The sequence below is a fragment of the Cryobacterium sp. 10S3 genome, from assembly GCF_034344045.1.
In the GTDB taxonomy this organism is placed as follows: Bacteria; Actinomycetota; Actinomycetes; order Actinomycetales; family Microbacteriaceae; genus Cryobacterium; species Cryobacterium glucosi.
Window position 1 is genome coordinate 2,093,926 of the sequence record NZ_CP133773.1, and the last position, 23,796, is coordinate 2,117,721.

Genomic DNA, 23,796 nt, shown 5'->3' on the forward strand with positions numbered 1-23,796 from the left:
ATTTTTCTCCCTTGCTCTGTTCTGTTTCGATAGCTCAAGAATTCGCGTGTTCGTCGCGTCAGGACACGATCAGTTTCTGGTACATCCCCGCGGCATAGTGGCCTGGCAGGTTGCAGACGATCTCGTATCGTCCCGGCGCCAGGTTGAGCGTCACCCAGCCGGCGCTCCCGGGAGCGATTCCGGAGCCTTCACCGGCGTTGCACGTTGCGGAGGCCTCGCCGAGACTCGCGGTCTCGTCGACTTTGTTTTCGCTGGAGGTCGGCCTGCTGCCCGCGACCTGCGAATCCGTCAGCGGAAGGATGACCAGTTCGTGGCGGATGCTGCCCTCATTAGTGGCCAGGAAGGAAACGACTCCTGAGCCGACACGGGATCGATCGATGCTGAGACTCATGGTCCCGCGTGGCATCGTTCGATTCCCCGTACTCTTACCCGTCATCCCGTTGTCAGCGCCCATCCTCGAGTTGTTGCCCATCATGGGGCCGCCCATGCTCCGCAGCGACACATTCACAATGGATCCCGCTAGTGGCGGCTGCACGCACGACGATCCGGCCGAGTTACCAAAGACTGGCGCGCTCCCGTTCGTGGCGGTGACGACACCGACGGACAGCCCAGTCAGACCGACGATTGTCGCGACAGCTCCAGCGATCGCAGTTACGACGAGTGCGTTCATGCGCATTTTGCTTCTCCTCTGACGATTTCGTTGAGGGTGTCCACTCTGCGCGCCCCGTATGCAGGACCGTTGGCGAGCGTGTGGAGACTGTATGGAGGATTGACTCGGGGGCTTACTTGCTGGAAGGCGAGCGTTGGGATGTTGTCCGGCTATCCGGCCTCATGGTTGGAGCCAAGTCCTGGTGATGGGATGGTTCATCCTCAGGGATTCCCTGCAGGCCGCGGCAGGCGTAGGCGCTTGAGCATCAGCGCGTTGACGGCGACGATCACGCTGGAGCCGGACATCGAGATCGCCGCGATCTCGGGGCTGAGCCGGATTCCGAATGCGGGGAAGAAGACGCCGGCCGCGATCGGCAGGGCGATGGCGTTGTATCCGATCGCCCAGCCGAGGTTCTGCCGCATCTTCCGAACGGTTCCCTTCCCGATCCGCAGCGCAACGGGGACGTCCAACGGATCGGACCGCATCAACACGACATCCGCCGTCTCAATGGCGACGTCGGTGCCGGCGCCGATCGCGATCCCGAGATCTGCCTGCGCCAGCGCCGGGGCGTCATTGACACCGTCGCCGACCATGGCAACCCTCTTGCCTGCAGCCTGGAGTTCCGTGATCTTCGCCGACTTGTCCTCCGGTAGCACTTCCGCGATCACGGTATCGATCCCGAGCTGGGAGGCGATGCGTGCGGCGGTGGCTTCGTTGTCTCCGGTGAGCATGACGACCTGGATTCCCGCGTCGTGCATGGCCGCGACGGCTGCCGCAGCGGTCGGGCGCACAGCATCTGCCAAAGCCACTACTCCGGCCACGTTGCCGTCCACGGCCAGCAGGACAGCGGTATGTCCAGTCGACGCCAGGGCCTCACGCCGCGCGCTCACCGGCTGGATATCGACGCCTCGAGCGAGCATCAATTTGCGGTTGCCGACGAGCACGTGGTGCCCGCTCACCGTCGCCCCCGCCCCGTGCCCGGGTACGTTCTCGAAGCCGACGGCGTCGCCAACGGTCACACCCCGTCCCGCGGCGTAGCTGACCACCGCAGCGGCGAGCGGATGCTCCGACTCGCGCTCCACGGCGGCAACGAGTCCGAGCAGCTCGTCTTCGTCCATGCCGATTGCGACGAAGTCGGTGACTTCCGGCTTGCCCTGGGTGAGGGTGCCGGTCTTGTCCATCACGACGGTGTCGATCCGTGCGGCCGTTTCCAGCGCGGTCGCGGTCTTGAACAAGACGCCGCGCCTGGCGCCAAGTCCGGTCCCGACCATGATCGCCGTCGGGGTCGCCAGCCCGAGCGCGTCCGGGCACGTGATGACGACCACGGTGATCGCGAACAGCATGGCCGTGGGACCGGTTGCGCCCGAGAGCAGCCAGACAAGGAGGGTGGCGATTCCACCGATCAGGGCGACCAGCACGAGCCAGAACGCCGCCCGGTCGGCCAGGCGCTGGCCGGGAGCCTTGGAATTCTGGGCCTCCTGCACGAGCGCGACGATCTGGGCGAGTGCGGTGTCCGCGCCCACCTTCGTCGCCCGCACCCGGAGGGTGCCCGTGGTGTTCACGGTGGCGCCGATCACCGCGGAGCCGGCCGTCTTGGCCACGGGAAGACTCTCACCGGTGACCATGGATTCATCGATATCGGAATCACCGGACTCGACAACGCCGTCGGTGGGGACCTTGGATCCCGGGCGCACGAGCATCAGGTCGCCCGGAACAATGTCCGCGGTGGGAATTTCAACGGGTTCGCCCTCGCGGATCACGAAGGCCTGCGCGGGGGCCAGCTCGAGCAGGGTGCGGACGGCGTCATTGGCGCCGCCCCGTGCCCGCATTTCGACCCAGTGCCCCAGCAGCACAAAACTGGCCAGGACAGTGGCGGCCTCGTAGAAGACGTCGCCGCCGCCGGTCAGGGTGACCACGACGCTGTAGAGCCAGCCCGATCCGACGCCGACGGCCACAAGCACCATCATGTCGAGCGTTCTCGCCCGCAGCGCCCGGTAGGCGCCGTCGAAGAAGATCCATGCAGAGTAGAAGATCACCGGCAGTGAAAGGATCAGCGCTGCTATGTCGTCACGGAGCCCGAACGGTGCCTGAAAAGTGAACCCGATGACCTCGCGGCCGATCGGCGATATAAGCGTGATCGGAACGGAGAGGATCGCGGCCACCAGGAACCGGTTGCGCATATCCCGGATCATGCTGCTCATCGTCATGGTGCCATGGCCGCCGCCGTGCCCCATGGCGTCTTGCCTCGTCGTGGGCGTGGCTGCCGCATGCGCATGCATGATCCTGGTCTCGGCCGATGGGCTCATATGAACGATCCTCTCGAGGAATTTGCTGGTACTCAACACTGTGTTTCTCGGTGCCTACATCATCAGCATATACCCCCCATAGGTATAAGCCCCTTGGTGACCTCGGGCTGTCTCTTCGCGGAATCAGGTGGGCCCTCTCAGACCGCGCGGAGCATCCGTTGACTACAGTGTGAGCATTGCCACCTCCGGACGGCACGGGAAGGAAGGGAACGCCATGGTGGAAGCTCAGCCGTGCAGTCGCGCGTTCACAGCCGCCGCGCAACTGCGTCTTTCGCTCCTCGGAATCCTCTCGCTTGCAGCCATCGTTTTCGGAATGGTAGCGATGCATGCAGGGATGGCGGCAGAATCCGAAGCCTCAACGCATTCCCACGCGATGTCTGACCCGCATTCGAACATGTCAGTCCTCAGCGCAGGGGGGTCGGACTTCGAACTGCCGTCCGCCTCGATTTCCATGGCATCTACATCTGGAAGGTCGCACCTGCCGTCGACTTGTCTCGGCATGTGTGCCACCGATTGCCTCATGACAGGGTCCGCGTGTGCCGCCGGACTCATCGCGCACTCCCCCAATCCTGTAGCCCAGCACGCAATTGCCCTCGTTGCCGACCGCTCCGCCGTGCGCGCAGCACCCACTCTCCCGCTGCGCCTCCCTCCACAACGACCGCCCTCGCTGACGGCCCTGTCGATTAGCCGCGTCTGATCAATAACCGGCTGTGAGCCTCCACCTGGTGCGGCGGACTCTCCCCATTCCAGCAATTTCCGTGTCTCGCTGCATCCGCGAGCACACTCGCCGTCTCCGGATCTTCTTCCGCTGACGACAATCACGACCCTTGTTTGACAGATTGGACTCCCCTTGATTTCCCTACGCATTCCCCTCCTGACCGCCACCGCGCTAGCCGCAGCCATCGCCCTGTCCGCCTGTTCGGCCGGTGCCACCACGGCCGGCGGCGCCAGTGCATCCGCATCCTCCGCCCCCGCCGCATCGACAGCGGTGTTCAACGATGCCGACGTCTCGTTCGCCATGCCGATGGTCAACCACCACCAGCAGGCGATCACCATGGCCCAGACCATGCTCGACAAGACCGGGGTCGATCCACGCGTCACCGCTCTCGCCGAGCAGATCAAGGCGGCCCAAGGGCCGGAGATCACGATGATGAGCTCCTGGGTCACAGCCTGGGGTGCGACCGCCACCAACATGCCCGGAATGGACATGAGCTCAGGCTCCATGACCGATGGGGACATGGCCGCGCTCGACGCTGCGACCGGTCCGGCCGCGGACAAACTGTTCCTCCAGCAGATGATCCAGCACCATCAGGGCGCGATCGACATGGCCGACGTCGAGCTCAAGGACGGGCAGAACCCGGAAGCACAGGCATTGGCCACGAAGATCATTGCCGACCAGACGGCGCAGATCAGACAAATGCAGGACATCCTCGCCACCATGTAGCCGACCCACTGACAGGCCGCGGAGCGTCAATGGCACTCCGCGGCCCCTGGCCGCCTAATCAACTTAGGTGACTACGATTGACGTGAACTCCCATTTCCGGTCGGTTCGCGAGGGACACCAATTTTCGAAAGGGCTCGACCATGGCAAAGTTCGGTGATCTGGAAAACGCGATCATGAACGAGGTCTGGCAGGCCGAGAACCCGCTCCTGGTGCGGGAAATCCTCGACAGGCTCGATCGCGGGCTCGCCTACAACACCGTGCAGACGGTCACCGAGATCCTCAATCGCAAGGGCTGGCTCAGCAAGGAACGGGACGGCCGCGCATTCCGCTATGGTCCCGCGGCCACCCGGGACGATTATGTGTCCGGACTCATCCGCGAGGCACTGTCCTTCGCCGACGATCGGGCGGCAGCACTCGTGGGCTTCGTCGACGAAATGCCCGACGACGAAGCAGCCGAACTCCGCCGTTTGCTTTCCGCCGCGCAGGACAACGAGCCGGAGTCATGATTGTCGCAATCATCCTGACCGTGTACGCGATAGCGCTCTCCCTTGCCGTCCCCCGGCTCCTGTTGCGCGCGAACTGGGTCGATCGCGCGCCTCGGCTCGCTATCGCGTCCTGGCAGGCCCTGACGGTCGCGGTCGTGGGCTCGCTGGCCCTCGCCGGCCTGTCCTTCGCGATTCCCATCGCCGGCCTGGGCGGACAGGGCATCATCGACGACCTCCAGGCTTGTGCAATGGCGCTGCAACAGCAGTATTCGACGCCGGCCGGGGCCGCCGTCGGTATTGGTGGGGCGCTGCTGGCCGGCGCCGTCATCACTCGCTGCTTCTGGGGCCTGGCATCAACGGGCGCCCGGATGTCACGGGAGCGCAATGCACATCGTCGAGTTCTGGACATGGTTGGTCGCCCGGATTTCGATCGCGATATCGTCATCCTCGATTCCACGGAAGCGGCGGTTTACTGCATGCCGGGAATCCACCGGCGCACTGTAGTCACCACGGCCGCGCTTCACGCTTTGACGGACGAGGAGCTCATCGCGGTTTTGGCCCATGAGCGCGCACACCTCACTGAACGGCATGACCTCGCCCTGGCATTCTCCGTGGCACTGTCGCACGCCTTTCACGGGCTCCCGCCTTTCCGGCTGGCTGCGCGGGAGACGGCTCGCCTGGTTGAACTTCGTGCCGACGATGTCGCTGCCGCACGAACTCACCGGCTCACGGTCGCGGCGGCGCTCCTGGCCGTCGTAGCCGTGCCGCCGCATGCAGTGCCGACCGTCGCACTCGGAGCCACTGGAACCGGGGCTGCGGCCCGCGTCCGCCGACTCCTCCCCCCGCGCCAGTCTGTGGGCCGCGTCCCCGCGTGCGCTGCAGCGGCCGCGATCGCGCTGCTGCTGATCGCGCCCGGACTCGCCCTCGGCTGGCCGGCCGTCACAAGCGCAGATCACGCGTTGTGCCCCGCTGAGCCGGCAACCAGCCTGTCGGCATCCCTTTCTCCAAGATCCGGCAGCGCGCCCGCGCCGGCAACTCCCACCATGCACACCCCGTGTGCCGTCGACAGCATGGACGAGGGTCGCTTCTCCAGCTGACTCCCAGCTTCGGCACGCCAGCTAGACAATCGCTTCACAATCACCTAATCTCCTTAGGAGGATAGGTGAATGTCCGCGCAGGACGCGGCCCGAGTGAAGGCGACGAATATATGGAAAATCTACTGTTCGGCGGCACTCTGCTCGCCGCCTTCCTGGGGGGCCTGGTTGCCCTGCTCGCGCCCTGTTGCGTATCGGTGATGTTGCCCGCCTACTTGGCGTCGGGCATGCGTCGGCGTTCCGGCATCGTGGGAGCGACCCTGGTCTTCGCTGCCGGGGTCGCGACCATCATCGTGCCGATCGGTTTGGGAGCAACGGCCTTGATCGGCCTGATCTCCGGCCAGCACGCGATCGTCTTCACGATCGCCGCCACGGCAATGCTGATCGGAGGAATCGCAATGCTGTTCGGCTGGAAGCTGCAGCTTCCGATGCTCGCCCGCCGCGTTCCCGCCGGTCACGGCCTCGCCTCGGTCTACGGACTCGGAGTGTTCTCCGGCGCGGCCAGCTCGTGCTGCGCTCCGGTACTGATCGGCGTAGCGGTCCTCTCCGGCGCAACGGCCTCGTTCCCCGCCGCCCTGGCCGTTGGCCTCACCTATGTGGCCGGAATGGTCGCCCCCCTCGCCGTCCTGGCGCTGGTCTGGGACCGCAGGGACTGGGGCTCAAGCAAGTGGCTTCAGGGACGCCAGATCACCCTGCACCTGGGCCGGTACCGCCGCAGCCTCGCCGTCGGCAGTGCCGCCTCCGCCGTGCTACTCATCGTGATGGCCATCCTCACCTATATCCAGGCCGCCGTCGGACCCGGCATGACCTCAGGCGGCTGGCTCGCCCAGTTCGGCGCCGACCTCCAACACAGTGTCTCCGTCGCGACCAAGGCGCTCGCCTGGCTTCCCGGCTGGGCCGTGGCGATCGTGCTGGTTGCCTCCGGCGGCTATTTCGTGTGGCGCGCCACCCGCCACGCCGAGCCGAAGCCCCCGGAACCAACCCGGGCAACACCCGACGGGCCGGCTCAGTCCGCCGACTCTGAATCCAGCTGCTGCAGCGATGCAGCCCTCGAAACCCCCGCACGCACAGGACAGGACACCACCAAATGAGTTCCGCCCCTCAAGACACGCAACAAGCACCGAGCATCCGGTCCCGCCGCCCCGGCTGGTTCGGCTGGATCACCGGGCTGCTGATCGCCGGCATCGTCCTCGCCGGGCTATACGGCGTCTTCGCCAGCGCCAACGCCCCGAAGACGGCAGCCGCCGGTACGACGACGCAGTCGTCGTACGACGTCGGAACCCCCGGCATCGGTCAGGTCGCACCAGGCTTCACGCTCGCCGACAACTCCGGCGGACAGGTGTCCCTGGCCGACTACTCCGGCAAGAGTGTGCTGCTCTTCTTTCAGGAAGGCCTGGCCTGCGAACCATGCTGGACGCAGATCACCAGCCTGGAAACGGACGCCGCGAAGCTCCAGGCCGCGGGAATCGACGCCGTCGTGTCCATCACAACCGACCCGGCCCAGCAGATCGCTCGGAAAACCACCGACATGGGCCTGAAAACCCCGGTCCTGTCCGACCCCGACCTGGTCACTTCGAAAAAGTACCACGCCAACGAATTCGGCATGATGGGCACCAGCACCGATGGCCACAGCTTCATCCTCGTGGGTCCCGACGGCACCATCACCTGGCGCGCCGACTACGGCGGGGCTCCGAAGTACACCATGTTCGTGCCCGTCGACCAGCTTCTCCTCGACCTGAAGACCGATACGACGTCATGATCACCCTGACCCTGCTCACTCAAGGCGACTGCCCCTCCTGTATCGCGGGAAAGAGAGTACTTGCCGAATTGTCCGCCGAATTCGCCCTCCAGATCGACGAGGTCGACGTGAACAGCGACACCGGCCGCGCGATCGCCCGTGAGCAGCGCCTGGCCTTCACCCCCGGGCTCATAGCCGACGGCCTGCTGATCGCGCACGGGCGTCTGTCGACCCGCGCCCTCCGGCGGAAATTCACCACCATGGTCAAGACCACCCAATCAACCCAACCAGAAGGATCCTGACATGCAGCAATTCCTGTACATCCTCCCCGCCCTGATCTGCCCCGTCGGCATGGGCCTGATGATGTGGTTAATGATGCGCGGACGCGGCCACGGCAAAATAGCCGACGGTCCCGAAGAACAGGAACTCGCCCGCCTGCGCGCCGAAGTCGCCGCCCTCCGTCCACACGCCACGGCATTCGATGAACGCCGCGGCACCGACATCCGTTGACGGCGTGCAGACCTTTCCGAACCAGACATCCGAGCACGTCACCGGGACCGTGAAATACGACGCGCTGCCACCGGTGGGTGGAGACCACTCCGTCACTCTCCTGAACTGTGGCGTGTATTCCGAGAACGTCCCCAATGAGAATGCGGTGCACTCTCTCGAGCACGGCGCCGTCTGGGTCACCTACGACGCTTCAACGGTGACGGGTGATCAGCTCGCAGCGCTGCGCGAAGTGATCCCCTCCACATACGCGATCCTCTCTCCGTTGTCCGGTCTTCCGTCGTCGATCGTCGCATCGGCATGGGGCGCGCAGCTCGACATCAGCGACCCTTCCGACCCCCGGCTCGCGGCATTCATTGCCCAGTACCGCGGGGCCACAACCGCTCCGGAACCGGGTTCGCCCTGCACCGTCGGCCTTGACGGTCCCGGCAAAGTGTCCTGACCCAACGCGATCCGGATCCCGCTCGATTGTCTTCCGAGCGACACACATCGGGTTCGGCTCGCCAACCAGGAGCACAGCATCGCCTGGACCCCTTCAGGCGATATGCGTCCGGCCCCTCACCGCGCGCGAGCCACCGAGGCGAACTCGGGCCGGAGGCCTCAGATCACAAGGGTCTGGTCAACGAGACCTTGGGCCACTCTCGACAACAGCAAGCGGTTGGTTCGGGCGTACGTCCGCAGCAGGATGAACGCTTCCTCCATGGAGATGCCGCGAGAGTGCGCAAGCACGCCTTTGGCCTGTTCGATCACCACTCGGGACGTCAGTGCGTTGGTGAGCTGTTCGCGAACGGACATGCTTTCCCGAAGCGTGCGTTCCTGCAGGATTCCAATCGTGGCCACGTCGGCTAGCGCCTGTGCGGCTCGAACGTCTCGGGGCGGCAAGGCTCCGGGAACGCTGGACAGCAGGTTGAGTGCACCGATCGTGGTCTCGCGCAACCGCAGTGGTATGGCGAAGACGGCAGCGAATCCCTGTTCCCGGGCGCTGTCCCGAAAACGTTGCCACTCGGGAGGGCTGTCCTCAACGTCCGGCAGCGATACGACAGAGCCTGTCGTGAAGGATTCCACGCAGGGGCCCGCACGGGCACTCAATTGCATGACTTCGACGAGCCTGCTCGCCTCACTGGTCGAGGCGATCACCTCCAACTCGCCGTCGGCATCCGCCAGGAGGATGCCCACCGCCGAGATGTCGAAGAGATCCGCGCAACTCTCGACCAGCGTCTGCAGAAGATCGACCACGTCATAGTCGGCCACGAGGGTGTCGGCGAGGGTCGCGAACGTGTCGATCAAGCGATCCTCGCGGGTGCTGTCAATCATGAGACCCTTCGATCTGCTTTTCGTTCACGGCAAAGCTCAATCGACGGTCGATGATCTCGGCTGAAATGTCGAGCATGGATCGTCCGGCGGCGAACGCATGTCCCTGGATCACGAGGAAGGCATCCGTGGCGGGAATGCCCAGCTGCGCCAGGACCATGCCCGTGGCCTGATGGATCTCCCGACGAGAGAATGCCCGCCGGGTGGCCGTGTCGGCCTCACCCACGAGGTCACTTTCGGACAGCCGGAGAGCTCGAGAGAGAACCATCCGGCTCACCACGGTTGCGAGGATCTCGATGTGCCGGATGTCTTGCTCACCGAGACGAAACGGGTGGTTCGTGTACAGGTCGATCGCCCCGATGCGCAGCGGGCCCAGCATCAATGGAAAAGCAAAGAGCGCACCGAAATCTTCGGCGATGATTGCTTCCGAAAAGGCCGGCCACACGTGGTTGGGCCGTTCACGGATGTCCGGCTCCAGGACTGGCGCCGCAGTCTCCAGCGCGTCCCAGCACGGGCCCTCACCAAGATCGAATTGCAGCTCGTCGAGCCGGAACGATTGCGCGTCGCTCGCGGAAATTGTTTCAGCGGCGAGAATGTGGCCGAACGTGGAGATGGACAGCCCGTCGACAGGCAACAGAGCCAGAAGGGGCTCATACAGGCGCGATTCGTCACCCGTCAGAGCGTTCAACGAGTCCTCCGTCGCGGCTAGTCGGTCAGGCATCGACATCGCACCCGCGATTCTTACTACCTGCTTGGTTCACACGCCTCCGTTGCATATCCGCAACGTACTCCACCGACTTCGGAATAACATCAATCGGCACAAACAGATTCGCATCGTCACGATCCCGACCCCCGTTGGCTACACCAGGGAGACGTGCCGTTCGCGGTCTGGCACCTACTTCGTCATCATCAGAGATCGTCCAGGTCCGGGTCACTCCATTCGCAGTCCGGGACTGCGATCGTTTCCAGGTACCCGTTCTGGCTCGGGGCGGAAGCCAGCACTTCGAGATTCGAGAGGTGAGTGACGGTCTCCGACGCATCGGGTTCAGGCCACGGTGATTCTTCTGGAATGACCAGGAACGGGCTTGCCGGTGCGAGGAGCAACGTTGCAGTCACGATCGTGCCGTTGATGAGAACAACGGGAATGCGCGCGACCGCGGAGCAGCTCTTGACATTGAGGACGACCAAAAGGGCAACGAGTGCGTCACCGATTCGATCTGCCGTCAAGAACGAGGCGCCACCGAACATAATTCGTCTCATGCTCCCACGCTGAACTCGTTTGCGGCCGGGCACAAGGCCTTGCACGCCCGTGCTGGGCTTGGGGCGCCTGACAGTGTCGCAACGGCCCTCGATCAGATGGCCTGCAAATCGGATATTGCCAGAATATTGCCAAACCCGAAAACGACCCTTCCGGGGCGCTTAAACAAGAAAGCCCGGTTCCCTCTATTTTCAAGGGAACCGGGCAATTGTGACCCCAGCGGGATTCGAACCCGCGTTACCGCCGTGAGAGGGCGATGTCCTAGGCCGCTAAACGATGGGGCCGTTTTTGCAACTTACCGAGTATGCCACACGGATCGGGTCCGCTCCAAACCGAGCAGACGACACGGCACGTCGTCGGCTTGCATCACCCGGCCATCTGGGTATTAGCTCGGTCCAGACACCCGACAGAACGGACCGAAATGAAACTGACCAAGCTCGAGCACGCGGCCCTGATCGTCGAGGTAGCGGGACGCAAGCTCTACATCGATCCGGGTTCCTACACGACGGCAGTGACCGACACGGCACGGGCGGATGCCGTCGTCATCACACACGAGCACCCGGACCACTGGACCCCCGAACAGCTCGACCGCATCATCGCCTTCAGCCCCGATGTGCGGATCTTCGGACCGGCGGGGGTCGTCGCAGCGGCATCGGGATACCCCGTCGAAGTCGTCCACGACGGCGACACCGTGACGGTCGGCGAGTTCACCCTTCGCTTCTTCGGGCGCACCCACGCCGTCATCCACTCCTCGATCCCCGTGATCGACAACGTGGGCGTGCTCGTCAACGACCGGTTGTACTACGCCGGCGATTCCTTCACGGTCCCGGCAGGAGTGGATGTCGACACGCTCGCCGTTCCGGCCGGCGCGCCTTGGTTGAAGATCAGTGAAGTGATCGACTACGTGCTCGCCGTGAAGCCGCGCCGCACCTTCCCGACCCACGAAATGCTGCTGTCGCGCGCAGGCAAGGACCTCTCCAATCTGCGCATCACCGCGGCGACCGAACAGGTCGGTGGGGAGTTCTTCGCCCTCGAACCGAACGAGACCCTCGACCTCTGAACCGCACCGGCCGACATCCGCTGGCGTGACACCCGGAATGCACGTCGTACGCTGGGATGACTGGGAGATGAATGTCGGCTGGTTCCCAGTCGTCTCCCAGCGAGCGCCGTGAATGTGCAGCTACTGTAAATTTATTGTCTGCGCACTGTTTTCGCCAGCATCCGCTGGCCATGACGGCTTCCGCGGGTCGAGCGAAGCGCTCCAGTCACCCAACGAAGGAAAGCCAGCATGAGTGTTCCCGTCCTGTCCGCGCAGGTCATAGGCAAGTCCTATGGCAGTGGAGCCAACCGCTTTGATGCGCTCAAGGGCGTTTCCCTCGACATCCAGGCGGGCGAGTCCGTCGCCATCGTCGGCAAGAGCGGCTCGGGCAAGTCGACGCTCATGCACCTTCTCGCGCTCCTCGACGATCCAGACTCCGGCGTTCTCCTCGTCGAAGGCACAGACGCCAAGAAGCTCAAGGCGAAGGAACTCAACCGGCTCCGCAACCAGGACTTCGGTTTCGTGTTCCAGCAGTTCTTCCTCACCGCGAATGCGACTGTGCTGGAAAACGTCGTCCTTCCCCTCACGATCGCCGGCGTCGGGGCCAAGGAGCGCAAGTCCCGCGGCATGGCCGCACTGGAACAGCTCGAACTGGCCGACAAGGCCAAGAACAAGGCGAAGAACCTTTCCGGTGGCCAGAAGCAGCGCGCGGTCATCGCGCGCGCGCTGGTGAACAACCCCAAGGTCATCTTCGCCGACGAGCCCACCGGAAACCTCGACTCCGCCACTGGAGCGGTCGTGGAAGACATCCTCTTCAAACTCAACAAGGAGAACGGCATCACGCTCATCATCGTGACCCACGACACAGAGCTCGCAGCCCGCTGCGACCGCCAGATCTTCATCCGCGACGGCCTCGAAGAGACCGCCGACTCCCCCACGGGAACCCACAAGAGAGGCGGGGCCCACTCGTGAAGTTCCTCGATATCGTCCGCTCCGCCATCCAGAACAGCTTCCGCAACAAGCTCCGCACCGGTCTCACCGTCGTCGCCATCTTCATCGGCGCCTTCACGCTGACGATCACGAGCGGCATCGGCACCGGCGTGACCGCCTACATCAACGGACAGGTTTCGGCGATCGGCGCCGCCGACGTGCTCACCATCACCAAGGCAGCGGATGCGACGGCCACGGCCAGCGACGGACCGGCTGCCTACGACCCGAGCAAGTCCACGACCGTGAGCCTCGGCAACGGGTCGCGCCCCGGCTCGACCATCCAGGCGCTGACCACGGCGGACCTCGCGAAGATCAAGGCGACCGCAGGCATCCTGAGCGTCGACCCCGCCGTGCGGGTTTCGCCGGACTACGTCGAATATGCCGGAAACGGAAAGTTCGAGCTCACGGTCAGCCAGACCGGGACCATCACGACGGCAGACCTCGCCGCGGGGGCTCAGCTCGACAACAGCAGTTCGAGCGACCAGCTCCTCCTGCCGACGACCTACCTCGACAACCTCGGCTACGCGGACGCCAAGGCGGCCGTCGGCACAACAGTCAGCATCGGCATCACCGACTACACCGGAACCCAGCAGACCGTCACGGCCACCGTCGTCGGCGTGCAGAACGAGACGCTCCTCGGCAGCGGAGCCGGGCTCAACCGGAGCCTCGTCGCCCACCTGCACACCGTCGCAACCACCGGTGAGCCCGCTGGAGTGTCCGCCGGCTATGCGACCGCGGTCGCGCACTTCGACGTCTCGGCGACGAAAGCACAGATCACCGCGATCAAGGATGACCTCAGCGCGCAGGGCTACTCCTCGCAGACAGTTGCCGACACGATCGGCGCCTTCGAGACCGTGATCAACGTCATCATCGGCGTGCTCAACGCTTTCGCAGTGATCGCCCTGATCGCCGCGGGATTCGGCATCGTCAACACTCTCCTGATGAGCGTGCAGGAACGTACCCGCGAAATCGGGCTGATGAAGGCCATGGGCATGAACGGCGGCCGCGTCTATGCCCTGTTCAGCATGGAGGCGGTCTTCATCGGCTTCCTCGGCAGCGCACTCGGCGTCATCGCGGCGATCGGTGTGGGTTCGCTCATCAGCAACCTCCTCGCGAACGGGATATTCTCGGCCCTGCCCGGTCTCCAGGTCGTGCAGTTCGCTCCGGCCTCGATCGCCATCATCGTCGGCGTGGTGATGCTGATCGCGTTCCTCGCCGGCACCCTGCCTGCGAGGGCCGCCGCACGTCAGAACCCCATCGACGCGCTGCGGTATGAGTAGCTCCGCGGCATCCACGCAGAGCACCCCCACCGGCCCGGGGCCCGACGAGGGGCTGCGCGCCCGCAAGCGCGCCGCCACCCAGGCCGCGCTCGAAGCAGCCGCGATCAGCCAGGCCAGTGAACACGGGTACCACCACGTCACCGTCGACATGATCTGCGAAGCAGCCCAGGTCTCCCAGCGCACCTTCTTCAACTACTTCGCGACGAAGGAGGCCGCCTTCCTCGGAGCGTCCCCTCCCATTCCGTCCGAGGGCGCGGTGAAGAGATTCATCACGGGCAACGGTGGATCCGTGCTCGCCGAACTCGTCCTGATGATCGAGTCCGCGATTGTCGCGAGCGAGCCGGACCGCGACGTTCTCCGGGCCAGGCGCACGCTCATCGAGAACACCCCCGAATTGTTCTCAAGCGAGATCATCCGTCTTGCCGAACTCGAAGACCGGCTCGCGGGCATCGTCCTCCAGCGTTTCGAGGCCCGCGGGCGCACGGAGGCGACCACGCCGGACATTCTCGACGAGGCGCACATGGTCGTCGGTCTGGCGGTCAGCATCCTCCGCTTCGCGATGCGCAAGGCATCGGAATCCGACTACTCCGCCGATCCCCGTGCCATCCTGCGCCATGCCATCGGGCTCGTCGAGCGCATCACCGGGGTCAATCCGTTCACAACGGATGCCCGTGAACCTCGGAGAGACTAGCTCACGGTAAGAGCTCCCTGTGTATCCACACAGTGCGGTTGCAAAACGTGAGGAATTGTCTACTTTGGTTCAGTAGAGACCTCACGCCGCGCTACTGAGTGCGAACGGAATGTCGCAACTGAATCACCGCACACCTTCGACGAGTCAGCCCGTGGTAACGCTGACCAGCACAATCGAGCACAAGGAACCCGATCCCTATGCCACCAGAAACGACAGTGTCCGCTGACCCCGGCTACGCGTTCGACTGGGGCGCCATCGGGAATGCGGTTGTGCACGACGCGGCAGTCGTGGTTTCCTATTTTCCCCTGGCGATTGCGGGAACCATCGTCTGGGGACTCTGGCTCTACCGCTTCATTCTGTCGCATCGGGCCCCGCCGATCGTCACCGACTTCCGGACGTCGACCTCCGTGATCGTGCCCTCATTCCACGAGGATCCGGACATCCTGTTGAGCTGTCTCGATACGTGGCGGGCCCAGAATCCCGACGAGATCCTGATCGTGCTCGACGTCGCGGACGTCGACACCTACGAACGCATCGTCCGGATCGGCGATCCACGTGTCCGGCCGATCCTCTTCCACCACGTCGGCAAGAGGTCAGCACTCGGGGCCGGGATCAGGGAGGCGAGGCACACCCTGCTCGTCCTGACCGACTCGGACACCTGGTGGGAGCCTGACCTGCTCCGGAACGTGCAAATGCCCTTTGAAGACCCCTTGGTCGGGGCGGTCGGCACCCGGCAGAACGTCTACCAGAGCGGCACGAGCGTCTGGCGACGGATCGCAGACTGGCTGGTCGACCTGCGCTACCTCGACTACGTCCCCGCCATGGGACGGGCAGGGGCTGTGCCCTGCGTGTCCGGACGGACCGCGGTGTACCGCCGTGCCGCGGTCCTGCCCGTGCTCGACCATCTCGAGAACGAATTCTTCCTGGGCCGACGCTGCATCTCCGGCGATGATGGCCGGCTGACGTGGCTCGTGCTCGCCTCGGGCTACAAGACCGTGCACCAGGCATCCGCGCGCGCTCTCTCGATGTTCCCGACCGGCTTCCGTGCGTTCGTGAAGCAACGCGTGCGCTGGAGTCGCAACTCCTACCGGTGCTACCTCACGGCCATGGCCAGGGGCTGGCTCTGGCGGGTACCGTTCATCACCAAGGTGACCGTCCTGCAGATCCTCCTCACCCCGCTCACGATGGGTATCACCCTGTTCTACCTGGTCTTCAGTCGCCTCGAGTTGAGCGTCGCCGGGTTCGCGGCAGCCATCGGCTGGCTGCTTCTCGGCCGCGGCATCCGTGGGATCTCACACCTGCGCCGCCACCCGAAGGACCTGTTGCTCCTGCCGCTGCTCGCCCTCGCCGTCATCCTCGTCGCCCTCCCGATCAAGACGTATGCCCTCGTCACCATGAACAAGCAGGGCTGGCTCACCCGCCACAACGACACCATCGGCGGTGACGGCCAGGACGCGCGCACCCTTACCCAGGCGGCGGTGGCCCCGTGACCCGGACCAGGGTTGCGCCGGTCCGGGTTCCCCGCACCCGGACACCGAGGGTGACGGTGATCGCGAGCAGGCACCGCCAGTCGGGGCGTCCTCCCGGCGCACGTTTCGTGCTGCTGGGCATGCTTGCCGGCATCCTCGCCGGGGTACTCGCGGCAGCGCTCATCCTCGTCGCAACGGGAGTGTTCCGCTCCCCCACGAGCGCCTTCGGGCGGGCCGAGATCGCGCGCAACGGAAATGTCCAGGGCGTGCTCTATCCCGGAGACCCGACCCGCGAGACGAGCCTCGTGAACGCGGAGAAGGCCCGGCTCAGTTATGTCCGCAGCGTCTCGGCATCCGCCCAGTGGCGGGTCGCCGGGATCCAGGGCCCCTACCGACTCACCACGGGCAGTTCCGTGACTCTCGTCCTGCCGGCCCGTGCACAGCCCTACCTCGTGTCCGACCTGCTCACCCTCGCCCCGACGACCTTTGTGCGGCAACCGGACGGCGGTTATCTGCTCTCCGAGAACATCGTCGTCCTGACCGGCGCGACCCTGTCTCTGACCGCGACGGATGGGCTCACCCTGCGGCTCCGCAGCGACCCGAGCACGTTCGTGTCCGTGATCGGACTCGGCGGCTCCGTCCTCATCAACGGCACGGCGACGGCCCCCGTGGCGATCGAGAGCTGGAACACCCGGACCGGGGCGGTCGACACCGACACGTCCGACGGTCGCGCCTATCTCCGGATGATCGACGGCACGGTCTCGGTCGGGCACGCGCGCATCGCGAACCTCGGGTTCTGGAGCGGGGAGACGGGCGGGCTCGCGCTCTCAGGGACGGATGCCTCCGGTACGGACACGTCAGGAGCCGACGGCTCGGTCACGGCGGATGCTTCCGGCACGGCCGATACCTCCGCCCCGGCCGGCGCAGGCCCGCTCGCAGGCGCCCCTCTCGCCGGCGCCCCCGTGCTCCCTCCCGAACTCCTGCGTGCTCCCGCCGGATCCGTCGCCTCGAGCGGGCCCTCCGCAGCGACCCTGTCCGCCGGGTTCCAGGACGTCACGATCGACGGCAACGCCTTCGGTCTTTTCATCACGCACGCCGCCGGCGTCACCATCACCGACACCCGGATCATGAACAGCCTCGTCGACGGCCTCGTCTTCCATCGGTTCGTTACCGACACGACGGTAACCCGGACGAGCTCCGTCAACAGCGGCGTCGACGGATTCACGGTGGCCAGATCGAGCTCGGGGATCATGTTCGACCAGATCACCGCAACGGACAACGGGCGTAACGGAGTGTCGATCGACGGCCGCTCGCTGGCCGACGGTCCGAGTGCCATCGGAACCGGTGTGGAATCCTTCGGTTCGAGTACAGTGACCCGCAGCACGGTCGAAGACAACCGGAGGTACGGGATCGAACTCAGCGGAGGTCAGGCGCTCGGGGTGTACTCGAGTCTCATCGCACGCAACGATATGGGCATCGTGCTCGACGACGGGGCATCGGGTGTCGTCGTGGCCGGAAATACCCTGAAGGACCAGGCCCGCCAGTCGATCGCGATCCGGGACCGGGTCACCGACACGAGTGTGCGCAACAACGCGATCAGCGGCAGCCAGACCGGCGTGTACGTTCGAAACGCCGGTGCCAGTGTCACCGACAACACCATCCGAGCCGTCTCCAACCACGCCGTGAGCCTCGTCGGGGACGCCAGGTCGGTGAGGGTCGTGAGCAACGCGCTCTCGGGCTCCGGCGCCGTTCCGGTGTGGGACGAGACCTCGTCGGGGGCCGTCGTCGCAGGCAACAACCTCGCCGGCTGGCAGCGCGCGACGACGGCAATCACCGTTGCGCGGTTCGTGTTCCAGCCACTCACCGTGGTCTGGCTGTTGCTCGCGCTGTTGCTTCTCGTGACGGCACTCACCCGCAGCGGTCCCCAGTTCGGTGCGATCCGGCATCCGTACGCCGAGCGTGTACCGCTCACGTCGCTCTCACGCGGCATCGTTTCGCGCGAGTCCGTCGGCGGCGCCCCCTGATGCCCGATAGCGACGACCGGGCGGATGCCCCGGCGCGCCGCCGCACGCCGTCGCGCCTCCAGTGGGTGCTCACCGTCGGCATCCTCGGCCTTGCGATCATCGGCGTCGCCGTCATGGCCATCGTCGCCATCACCGGCCAGACCCAGAACATCACCCAACCCACCTCACCCCCGTCGACGGCACAGGCTCCTCCGGTACCAGAGACCGTGGCCGGCTGCCCGCCGTTCACGGTCACGGTGACGACCGCGCGCGAGCTTCAGGCGGCCCTCGACGCTGTGAATCCCGGGACCGTGATCGGTCTGGCCCCCGGCGTCTACCAGGGCACCTTCACGCTCCGCAGTGGAGGCACCGCCGATGCGCCGGTTGCGCTCTGCGGCACGGCAGGGAGCATCCTCGACGGTGGCGGCGTGCAGGGCGGATACGTGCTTCACCTCGATCGGGTCGCCTACGTGCACCTGGTCGGGTTCGCCGTACGCAACGGCCAGAAAGGCGTGATGGCGGACCAGACCCGGAACTCGCTCATCCAGGGCCTCCAGGTATCCCAGATCGGCGACGAGGCGGTGCACCTCCGCAACAACAGCACAGACAACCACGTCGCCGACAACCAGATCAGCGACACCGGCCTCCGCCGGCCGAAGTTCGGTGAGGGCATCTATGTCGGAACGGCCGAGAGCAACTGGTGCGACGTGAGCGGGTGCGAGCCGGACCGGAGCGACCGGAACACGATCATCGGCAACAAAATCTCGGCGACGACCGCGGAAAGCGTCGACATCAAGGAGGGCACAAGCAACGGAATCCTCCAGCAGAACAGCTTCGACGGTTCGGGAATCACCAGCGCCGATTCCTGGGTCGATGTCAAGGGCAACGGCTGGATCATCGATGGCAACACCGGCGTCAACTCGCCGATGGATGGGTTCCAGACGCATGAGATCCTCGACGGCTGGGGTGTGGGCAACACCTTCCGTAACAACGAGGCCACGGTGAACGGCCCCGGCTACGGCTACGCGCTCAAGCCGGCCAACAACAACGTAGTCGAGTGCAGCAACACGTCCGCCGACGCCGGCGAGGGTTCCTCGAACGTCCGGTGCGCCGACGGTTGACCCCCGGGAAAACCAAATGTTCATTTGAGTTTTCCTCAGGACCGTGTATCGTCGTGTGAACTAAACGTTCCAAGTTTCCGGCAGCATTCTTGCCGTAATCTGCAGGCTGCTGTTGATCCCCGCCCCGCCTCTGCCATCGTGCACGCGACCGGTTCGGCTCCTGTCTTATTACAGGGTGCTGCCGATGTCACTTGCCTTATTCTGTCGACGCTTTCGTACCGTCGACGACGTTCCGTAGTGCCCTGTCCACTCCGACGGGGAGTTGTCGATCTCGTGGTCCACCCGAGGTTCGACCGGTTAGGCATTCTTCCTGTTCCACACCACAGGAAGCTGCTGATTTCGTGCTCCACTCATTCACCCACCCGTCCCGCTCATTCCCACTCTCCCCCGACACCCGGCGACTTTCGCCGCGCCGCATCGCCGCAGCCGCCCTCCTGACCGGCGCCGTCGCGGTGGCGGGGGTCGTGCTCACCCCCGGACCGGCCCACGCCGCCACGGTCACGAACGTGTCGACATCCGCTCAGTTGAAGACCGCACTCGGCAACGCGAAGCCCGGCGACACCATCCACCTCACGGACGGCACCTACACCGGCAAATTCGAGGCCTCCTCCGTCGGAACAGGTGCGGCGCCGATCACCCTCACCGGTTCACGAGCCGCCGTGCTCACCACCGGGTCGACCGGTTCCGGTTACGCTCTGCACGTCACGGGAGGACACTGGAACCTCACGGGGTTCCGGGTCGACAAGGCCGCCAAGGGCATCGTTCTGGACGATTCCGACTACACGGTCATTTCCAGCGTCGACGTCGGACACATCGGCCAGGAGGGTGTGCACGTCCGCCACAGCAGCACGAACGTCGTGCTGCGCAACTCCTACGTGCACGACACCGGACTCACCTCGGCGAGCTATGGCGAAGGCGTCTACGTCGGCAGCGCGAACAGCAACTGGAGTTCTGTCATGGGCTCCTCGTCCAGCCCGGACAAGTCCGACAACGTGCTGATCCAGGACAACCGGATCGAGGACAACCCCGCGGAGGCGATCGACATCAAGGAAGGCACGACCGGCGGACGCATCACCGGCAACACCTTCCGCCATTCCGGCTACTCCGGCGACAACTCGGCCGATTCCTGGGTCGACGTGAAGGGTAACGGCTATTCGGTCTCGGGCAACTCCGGATCCTCGACCCTCGAGGACGCGTTCCAGGTGCACTCCGTGCTCTCCGGCTGGGGCGGCGGGAACGATTTCGCCGGCAACACGGTCACCGGCGGCGTCCCCGGCTACGAGGTCAACAACGCCTCGAAGACCGCGGGCAACGTGGTGCATTGCAAGACCTCCGGTGCCGGAAGCGGCCTCACCAACAAGGGTTGCAAGTAAGTCTCACGCCTCCGCACGGAGTTGCGGAGAAAACACATTCCCACCCCCACCGAGGTGTTTTCTCCGCAACTGACCGACCGCCCAGTGGCACCTCGCATTGACCGCGCGACGCAATGGCCGCATGATGGCCACACAGGGCGAGCCGTCCTGCCGAGAGAGCGGACGAATCCCATGAGTGACACCGGTGCGTTTCAAATTGTTGTGGGCGTGGATGGATCAGAGCCGTCAGTGAAGGCGCTCGAGTGGGCGATCGTCGAGGCGAAGCTGCGGAGCGCAGAGCTCACCATCGTCACGACGTGGTCGTATCCGATCATGGCGGGGACCCCGGGAGATATCGTTCCAGAAGACTCCTTCAAAGAGGTCTGTGAGCGCATCCAGGCCGAGGCTCTCACAGCCGCGACCGATGCCGGCCTCACCGCGACAGGCCGCATCGTGCGCGGTAGTGCGGTCACCGTGCTCCTGGAGGCCGCCGAATCCGCCAGTCTCCTCGTCGTCGGCTCGCGGGGCCGCGGCGGCTTCACGGGCCTGCTGATGGGGTCGGTCTCCAACCAGCTCGTGCATCACGCCGCGTGCCCCGTGCTCGTCGTCCGGTCGAAGCGCGCCCCGCTGTCCCAGGGGTGACACCAGCGCCCGGGGCCCTGTGACTATCTACTCGGCCGGCAGAGCAGCACGATCAGGATGATCACACCGACGATCGGGAGCAACAGGAACCAGAGCCATTTCCAGGAGAAGCCCGCATCCCGCAGGCGCCGGACCGCGACTGCGAGGAACGGCAGCACGATGACCACGATCCAGAGCGTGGAGAACAACCCGAACGCCGACGTGGGATTGATCGTCGAATCCAGGGTGCTGAGCGCGAAGTCGACGATCGTCACGAAGAGCACCCACCACCAGTACTCTGAGCGGCGGGCGACTCCGGTGAACTGGCCGTATTGGCTGAACACGGACGAGATCGCTTGGCCGAAGGTCATTGGGGTTCCTGACTCAGAAGATGGATGCCGGTGCTACCGGACGTCCTTTCATCCTCCCAGATCCCGGCTAGCGGGTCTTGAGGTGGCGCATCTTGACGATGCTCACGGCGCCGGCGCCCGCAACGCCGTGCAGGCGAACGTGGACGTGATCACACGCGCTAGGTAATCCTGAAGGCCGCCATGGCGTTGTCGAGGAACTCACCGAATGGCCGCTGCTGATCCGACTCAAGCCACGCCACGCGTGCCGCCTGAACGATGGCCGCAGGTCGAGGGTCGCTCGCAGTCACGCTCCCGGCGAGCCGGGTGACCACTCGCCCGACGAGCAGCTCCTGCACCCGCTGCATCTTTTCGAGGTAGCGAGCGTTCAGCTGGGCGCTCCCCCGCACGATGCGCTCCATCGCATGGTTCGTCACCGGTTCGTCCACGGGCTTAGACCGCCCCGCGCCGGGTGTTCTTCGGCGAGATGGCCACGCAGGCCGTGCCCCACCTGCTCAACCAGCGTCTCGCCGAGCTGGCCGAGTGGAACCCCGTGTCGCTCCTCGCCGAAGGCAAATAACACCGTGGCGACCGTGCGGGCACCCTCATCAACCGAGCGATGCCCGCAGGTGAATCGCCGAGGACGGAGTCAGGAGCGGGTCGCGACCTCATCCCGCGAAAGCTCGATTCCGGCGAATGTGGGGTCGTCGTCGAAGGACTTGATGCGAGCCACCTGGTAGATGATCAACGCATAGACCGCCTTGGCGAGAATATCGGCGACGGAATAGCCGACCTGCTTGTAGACCCAGGCATCCGATCCGGAGATGTTGAGCAGCGGCAGCAGGTACGCGATCGGGTAGACGCCCCAACTGAGCAGGAGCAGGAACCGCAGCTGGCTCAGGATCTTGCGGACACCGGTCGGCTGCTGGTCGAGGGACTTGCTCAGTTGGACGAAGAGCACGAAGAGGATGTAGGCGAACGGGATGGTTGACAGCAGACCGAACAGTCCGCGAAGGCCATTGTCGCCGCTGATCTCCCCCGGATAACCGAGGATGATCATGAGCGCCGCGGCGGGAACGAGCCTCCGCAGGAGCGCCGACTGGACGGACCGCACGAGGGCGAGTACGGCGACGAGCTCGACGAGGAGCAACGGAACGGTGAGGAGCCAGTCGACGTAGCGGTAGCCCTCGTTGAAGCCGGCGCCGACGGCCTGAGAGTAGTCGCCCGTACCGCCGACGGCATCGGTCACGAACGCCGCCTTGAACGAGTCGAAGATGCGGAAGTAGTGGTAGGCGGCGATGCCGCAGACCACGATGGCCACCGTGATGGCCTGGCGGTACCGCGGCAGGATACGAGGCAGGGCGATCACGAGGAAGACAGCGGTGAAGAGCTGCGCCGCGATGACGAGCGACAGGAAGTTGTAGACGGTCTCGTACTGTCCGTGCGAGAGGATATCTGGAATCATGGCGTACTCCGTAGAAGTTCAGCGTTCCCTAGATAACTTAGTGTTTCAATTACATAGTAAGTAAGCTAAATCGTCAACATCTTTTTGGCCCGATTTCGCTAGGATCAGGTACACCAGTCGTGACGACACAAGGCTCGCTCCAGCGCAGGCCGGAGGAAACATGGACCACTCGGAACGGCCCCCGCACACGCTCAGTGGCTTTCCGGCCGCAGCTACCGAATTCGTGAGCGCCCTCGACGGCAACCGCCACCGCATCGCCGAGCGCGCCGGCGTCTCCGGAACCGAACTCCGTGCGCTCTTCCGGATCGCACGGATGGGGTCCATCACTCCGAAAGACCTCGCAACCCACCTCGGAATGACGACGGGAGCCGTGACAGCGATCTCCCGCCGCCTGGTCGACATCGACCTGCTTCATCGAATCGACCACCCCGGCGATCGCCGCAGTCTCTACCTGGAGCTGACTCCCCACGGACACGACGTCATGGGCGAGATCCACCGCGACTTCACCGACATGCTGTCGGCCTCCACCACGACACTGGACGCCGCGCAGCTCGAAGCGTTCACCGCTGCGCTCGCATCGGTAGCCGCTGAGGTGCGGATCAGATCGGCACAGCTCTGAGGCCTGG

27 protein-coding genes and 1 tRNA gene are annotated in these 23,796 nt (G+C 64.9%); 19 read left to right on the plus strand and 9 right to left on the minus strand.

Annotated features, from left to right (window positions below; genetic code table 11):
* Positions 1-58: 58 nt before the first annotated feature.
* Both RHM57_RS09765 and RHM57_RS09770 read right to left on the minus strand, forming a co-directional pair.
* Positions 59-391 (minus strand): sulfocyanin-like copper-binding protein, encoded by a 333-nt coding sequence (locus tag RHM57_RS09765; RefSeq protein ID WP_322189811.1) that lies wholly within the window; start codon positions 389-391, stop codon positions 59-61.
* A gap of 479 nt (positions 392-870) precedes the next feature.
* Positions 871-2,955 (minus strand): copper-translocating P-type ATPase, encoded by a 2,085-nt coding sequence (locus RHM57_RS09770; protein WP_322189812.1) that lies wholly within the window; start codon positions 2,953-2,955, stop codon positions 871-873.
* A 214-nt stretch (positions 2,956-3,169) separates the two neighbouring features.
* On the opposite strand from RHM57_RS09770, the gene RHM57_RS19570 reads away from it, so the two are divergent.
* From RHM57_RS19570 to RHM57_RS09810, 9 genes are all read left to right on the plus strand, one after another.
* On the plus strand, positions 3,170-3,652 hold the full coding sequence (locus tag RHM57_RS19570; RefSeq protein ID WP_369125148.1) for a DUF6153 family protein: 483 nt from the start codon (positions 3,170-3,172) through the stop codon (positions 3,650-3,652).
* Between the two features lie 153 nt (positions 3,653-3,805).
* Positions 3,806-4,399 carry a DUF305 domain-containing protein gene (locus tag RHM57_RS09775; protein WP_322189813.1) on the plus strand — a complete coding sequence of 198 codons (594 nt, stop codon included), beginning with the start codon at positions 3,806-3,808 and terminating at the stop codon, positions 4,397-4,399.
* Between the two features lie 140 nt (positions 4,400-4,539).
* Positions 4,540-4,905 carry a BlaI/MecI/CopY family transcriptional regulator gene (locus RHM57_RS09780; protein WP_134447452.1) on the plus strand — a complete coding sequence of 122 codons (366 nt, stop codon included), beginning with the start codon at positions 4,540-4,542 and terminating at the stop codon, positions 4,903-4,905.
* Positions 4,902-5,981: a M56 family metallopeptidase gene (locus RHM57_RS09785; RefSeq protein ID WP_322189814.1), complete on the plus strand. Its 1,080-nt coding sequence runs from the start codon at positions 4,902-4,904 to the stop codon at positions 5,979-5,981. The genes RHM57_RS09780 and RHM57_RS09785 overlap by 4 nt, the downstream gene beginning before the upstream one ends.
* 110 nt (positions 5,982-6,091) lie before the next feature.
* Positions 6,092-7,069 (plus strand): cytochrome c biogenesis CcdA family protein, encoded by a 978-nt coding sequence (locus tag RHM57_RS09790; RefSeq protein ID WP_322189815.1) that lies wholly within the window; start codon positions 6,092-6,094, stop codon positions 7,067-7,069.
* Positions 7,066-7,737 (plus strand): peroxiredoxin family protein, encoded by a 672-nt coding sequence (locus tag RHM57_RS09795; protein ID WP_322189816.1) that lies wholly within the window; start codon positions 7,066-7,068, stop codon positions 7,735-7,737. The genes RHM57_RS09790 and RHM57_RS09795 overlap by 4 nt, the downstream gene beginning before the upstream one ends.
* Positions 7,734-8,018, plus strand: coding sequence for a hypothetical protein (locus RHM57_RS09800; RefSeq protein ID WP_322189817.1), 285 nt, complete (start codon positions 7,734-7,736; stop codon positions 8,016-8,018). The genes RHM57_RS09795 and RHM57_RS09800 overlap by 4 nt, the downstream gene beginning before the upstream one ends.
* Before the next feature lies 1 nt (position 8,019).
* Positions 8,020-8,226 (plus strand): hypothetical protein, encoded by a 207-nt coding sequence (locus RHM57_RS09805; RefSeq protein WP_322189818.1) that lies wholly within the window; start codon positions 8,020-8,022, stop codon positions 8,224-8,226.
* Positions 8,198-8,665: a DUF3105 domain-containing protein gene (locus RHM57_RS09810; protein ID WP_322189819.1), complete on the plus strand. Its 468-nt coding sequence runs from the start codon at positions 8,198-8,200 to the stop codon at positions 8,663-8,665. Before RHM57_RS09805 ends, RHM57_RS09810 begins: the two co-directional genes overlap by 29 nt.
* 158 nt (positions 8,666-8,823) lie before the next feature.
* Here RHM57_RS09810 and RHM57_RS09815 read toward each other — a convergent pair whose 3' ends face one another.
* The 4 genes from RHM57_RS09815 to RHM57_RS09830 form a co-directional block, all read right to left on the minus strand.
* Entirely contained in the window at positions 8,824-9,537 is a 714-nt protein-coding gene (locus tag RHM57_RS09815) for a GAF and ANTAR domain-containing protein (RefSeq protein ID WP_322189820.1), read from the minus strand.
* A complete protein-coding gene (locus RHM57_RS09820) occupies positions 9,530-10,222 on the minus strand; it encodes a GAF and ANTAR domain-containing protein (protein WP_134560796.1) in 693 nt (230 codons plus the stop codon). The genes RHM57_RS09815 and RHM57_RS09820 overlap by 8 nt, the downstream gene beginning before the upstream one ends.
* Positions 10,223-10,443: 221 nt before the next feature.
* Positions 10,444-10,782: a hypothetical protein gene (locus RHM57_RS09825; protein ID WP_134559357.1), complete on the minus strand. Its 339-nt coding sequence runs from the start codon at positions 10,780-10,782 to the stop codon at positions 10,444-10,446.
* Positions 10,783-11,003: 221 nt separating this feature from the next.
* Positions 11,004-11,076: transfer RNA gene (locus RHM57_RS09830), tRNA-Glu, on the minus strand.
* A gap of 137 nt (positions 11,077-11,213) precedes the next feature.
* Here RHM57_RS09830 and RHM57_RS09835 point away from each other — a divergent pair.
* The 9 genes from RHM57_RS09835 (at position 11,214) to RHM57_RS09875 (ending at position 21,379) form a co-directional block, all read left to right on the plus strand.
* Positions 11,214-11,852, plus strand: a complete 639-nt coding sequence (locus RHM57_RS09835) for an MBL fold metallo-hydrolase (RefSeq protein WP_134447433.1) — start codon at positions 11,214-11,216, stop codon at positions 11,850-11,852.
* Between the two features lie 228 nt (positions 11,853-12,080).
* The gene (locus tag RHM57_RS09840; RefSeq protein WP_134447432.1) at positions 12,081-12,803 is read left to right on the plus strand and encodes an ABC transporter ATP-binding protein; all 723 of its coding nucleotides are present in this window, start codon (positions 12,081-12,083) and stop codon (positions 12,801-12,803) included.
* Complete coding sequence (locus RHM57_RS09845) at positions 12,800-14,101, plus strand: ABC transporter permease (protein WP_134447431.1); 1,302 nt, start codon at positions 12,800-12,802, stop codon at positions 14,099-14,101. The genes RHM57_RS09840 and RHM57_RS09845 overlap by 4 nt, the downstream gene beginning before the upstream one ends.
* Complete coding sequence (locus RHM57_RS09850; RefSeq protein ID WP_134447429.1) at positions 14,094-14,792, plus strand: TetR/AcrR family transcriptional regulator; 699 nt, start codon at positions 14,094-14,096, stop codon at positions 14,790-14,792. The genes RHM57_RS09845 and RHM57_RS09850 overlap by 8 nt, the downstream gene beginning before the upstream one ends.
* A gap of 197 nt (positions 14,793-14,989) precedes the next feature.
* Positions 14,990-16,282 carry a glycosyltransferase gene (locus RHM57_RS09855; protein WP_322135602.1) on the plus strand — a complete coding sequence of 431 codons (1,293 nt, stop codon included), beginning with the start codon at positions 14,990-14,992 and terminating at the stop codon, positions 16,280-16,282.
* Positions 16,279-18,285: a right-handed parallel beta-helix repeat-containing protein gene (locus tag RHM57_RS09860; RefSeq protein WP_322140868.1), complete on the plus strand. Its 2,007-nt coding sequence runs from the start codon at positions 16,279-16,281 to the stop codon at positions 18,283-18,285. Before RHM57_RS09855 ends, RHM57_RS09860 begins: the two co-directional genes overlap by 4 nt.
* Complete coding sequence (locus RHM57_RS09865; RefSeq protein ID WP_322189821.1) at positions 18,285-19,385, plus strand: hypothetical protein; 1,101 nt, start codon at positions 18,285-18,287, stop codon at positions 19,383-19,385. The genes RHM57_RS09860 and RHM57_RS09865 overlap by 1 nt, the downstream gene beginning before the upstream one ends.
* Before the next feature lie 341 nt (positions 19,386-19,726).
* Complete coding sequence (locus tag RHM57_RS09870; RefSeq protein ID WP_166790660.1) at positions 19,727-20,758, plus strand: right-handed parallel beta-helix repeat-containing protein; 1,032 nt, start codon at positions 19,727-19,729, stop codon at positions 20,756-20,758.
* Positions 20,759-20,929: 171 nt separating this feature from the next.
* Positions 20,930-21,379, plus strand: coding sequence for a universal stress protein (locus RHM57_RS09875; protein ID WP_134447419.1), 450 nt, complete (start codon positions 20,930-20,932; stop codon positions 21,377-21,379).
* Between the two features lie 23 nt (positions 21,380-21,402).
* Here the strand turns inward: RHM57_RS09875 and RHM57_RS09880 are convergent, their stop codons facing one another.
* From RHM57_RS09880 to RHM57_RS09890, 3 genes are all read right to left on the minus strand, one after another.
* Positions 21,403-21,729: a DUF805 domain-containing protein gene (locus RHM57_RS09880; RefSeq protein WP_134559367.1), complete on the minus strand. Its 327-nt coding sequence runs from the start codon at positions 21,727-21,729 to the stop codon at positions 21,403-21,405.
* Positions 21,730-21,887: 158 nt separating this feature from the next.
* The gene (locus RHM57_RS09885) at positions 21,888-22,154 is read right to left on the minus strand and encodes a hypothetical protein (protein ID WP_134447415.1); all 267 of its coding nucleotides are present in this window, start codon (positions 22,152-22,154) and stop codon (positions 21,888-21,890) included.
* Between the two features lie 200 nt (positions 22,155-22,354).
* A complete protein-coding gene (locus RHM57_RS09890) occupies positions 22,355-23,170 on the minus strand; it encodes a bacteriorhodopsin (protein WP_134447413.1) in 816 nt (271 codons plus the stop codon).
* 160 nt (positions 23,171-23,330) lie between these two features.
* Between RHM57_RS09890 and RHM57_RS09895 the strand changes: the two genes are divergently transcribed.
* Entirely contained in the window at positions 23,331-23,789 is a 459-nt protein-coding gene (locus RHM57_RS09895; protein WP_134447412.1) for a MarR family winged helix-turn-helix transcriptional regulator, read from the plus strand.
* The last annotated feature ends 7 nt before the right edge of the window (positions 23,790-23,796 follow it).

Coding starts and splice junctions, on each gene's coding strand:
- RHM57_RS09800 (WP_322189817.1), top strand. CDS start 7,734: ATGATCACCCTGACCCTGCTCACTCAAGGCGACTGCCCCTCCTGTATC.
- RHM57_RS09880 (WP_134559367.1), bottom strand. CDS start 21,729: ATGACCTTCGGCCAAGCGATCTCGTCCGTGTTCAGCCAATACGGCCAG.
- RHM57_RS09815 (WP_322189820.1), bottom strand. CDS start 9,537: ATGATTGACAGCACCCGCGAGGATCGCTTGATCGACACGTTCGCGACC.
- RHM57_RS09835 (WP_134447433.1), top strand. CDS start 11,214: ATGAAACTGACCAAGCTCGAGCACGCGGCCCTGATCGTCGAGGTAGCG.
- RHM57_RS09855 (WP_322135602.1), top strand. CDS start 14,990: ATGCCACCAGAAACGACAGTGTCCGCTGACCCCGGCTACGCGTTCGAC.
- RHM57_RS09770 (WP_322189812.1), bottom strand. CDS start 2,955: ATGAGCCCATCGGCCGAGACCAGGATCATGCATGCGCATGCGGCAGCC.
- RHM57_RS09810 (WP_322189819.1), top strand. CDS start 8,198: ATGAACGCCGCGGCACCGACATCCGTTGACGGCGTGCAGACCTTTCCG.
- RHM57_RS09875 (WP_134447419.1), top strand. CDS start 20,930: ATGAGTGACACCGGTGCGTTTCAAATTGTTGTGGGCGTGGATGGATCA.
- RHM57_RS09865 (WP_322189821.1), top strand. CDS start 18,285: ATGCCCGATAGCGACGACCGGGCGGATGCCCCGGCGCGCCGCCGCACG.
- RHM57_RS19570 (WP_369125148.1), top strand. CDS start 3,170: ATGGTGGAAGCTCAGCCGTGCAGTCGCGCGTTCACAGCCGCCGCGCAA.
- RHM57_RS09795 (WP_322189816.1), top strand. CDS start 7,066: ATGAGTTCCGCCCCTCAAGACACGCAACAAGCACCGAGCATCCGGTCC.
- RHM57_RS09840 (WP_134447432.1), top strand. CDS start 12,081: ATGAGTGTTCCCGTCCTGTCCGCGCAGGTCATAGGCAAGTCCTATGGC.
- RHM57_RS09790 (WP_322189815.1), top strand. CDS start 6,092: ATGGAAAATCTACTGTTCGGCGGCACTCTGCTCGCCGCCTTCCTGGGG.
- RHM57_RS09890 (WP_134447413.1), bottom strand. CDS start 23,170: ATGATTCCAGATATCCTCTCGCACGGACAGTACGAGACCGTCTACAAC.
- RHM57_RS09805 (WP_322189818.1), top strand. CDS start 8,020: ATGCAGCAATTCCTGTACATCCTCCCCGCCCTGATCTGCCCCGTCGGC.
- RHM57_RS09765 (WP_322189811.1), bottom strand. CDS start 391: ATGAGTCTCAGCATCGATCGATCCCGTGTCGGCTCAGGAGTCGTTTCC.
- RHM57_RS09895 (WP_134447412.1), top strand. CDS start 23,331: ATGGACCACTCGGAACGGCCCCCGCACACGCTCAGTGGCTTTCCGGCC.
- RHM57_RS09825 (WP_134559357.1), bottom strand. CDS start 10,782: ATGTTCGGTGGCGCCTCGTTCTTGACGGCAGATCGAATCGGTGACGCA.
- RHM57_RS09780 (WP_134447452.1), top strand. CDS start 4,540: ATGGCAAAGTTCGGTGATCTGGAAAACGCGATCATGAACGAGGTCTGG.
- RHM57_RS09850 (WP_134447429.1), top strand. CDS start 14,094: ATGAGTAGCTCCGCGGCATCCACGCAGAGCACCCCCACCGGCCCGGGG.
- RHM57_RS09785 (WP_322189814.1), top strand. CDS start 4,902: ATGATTGTCGCAATCATCCTGACCGTGTACGCGATAGCGCTCTCCCTT.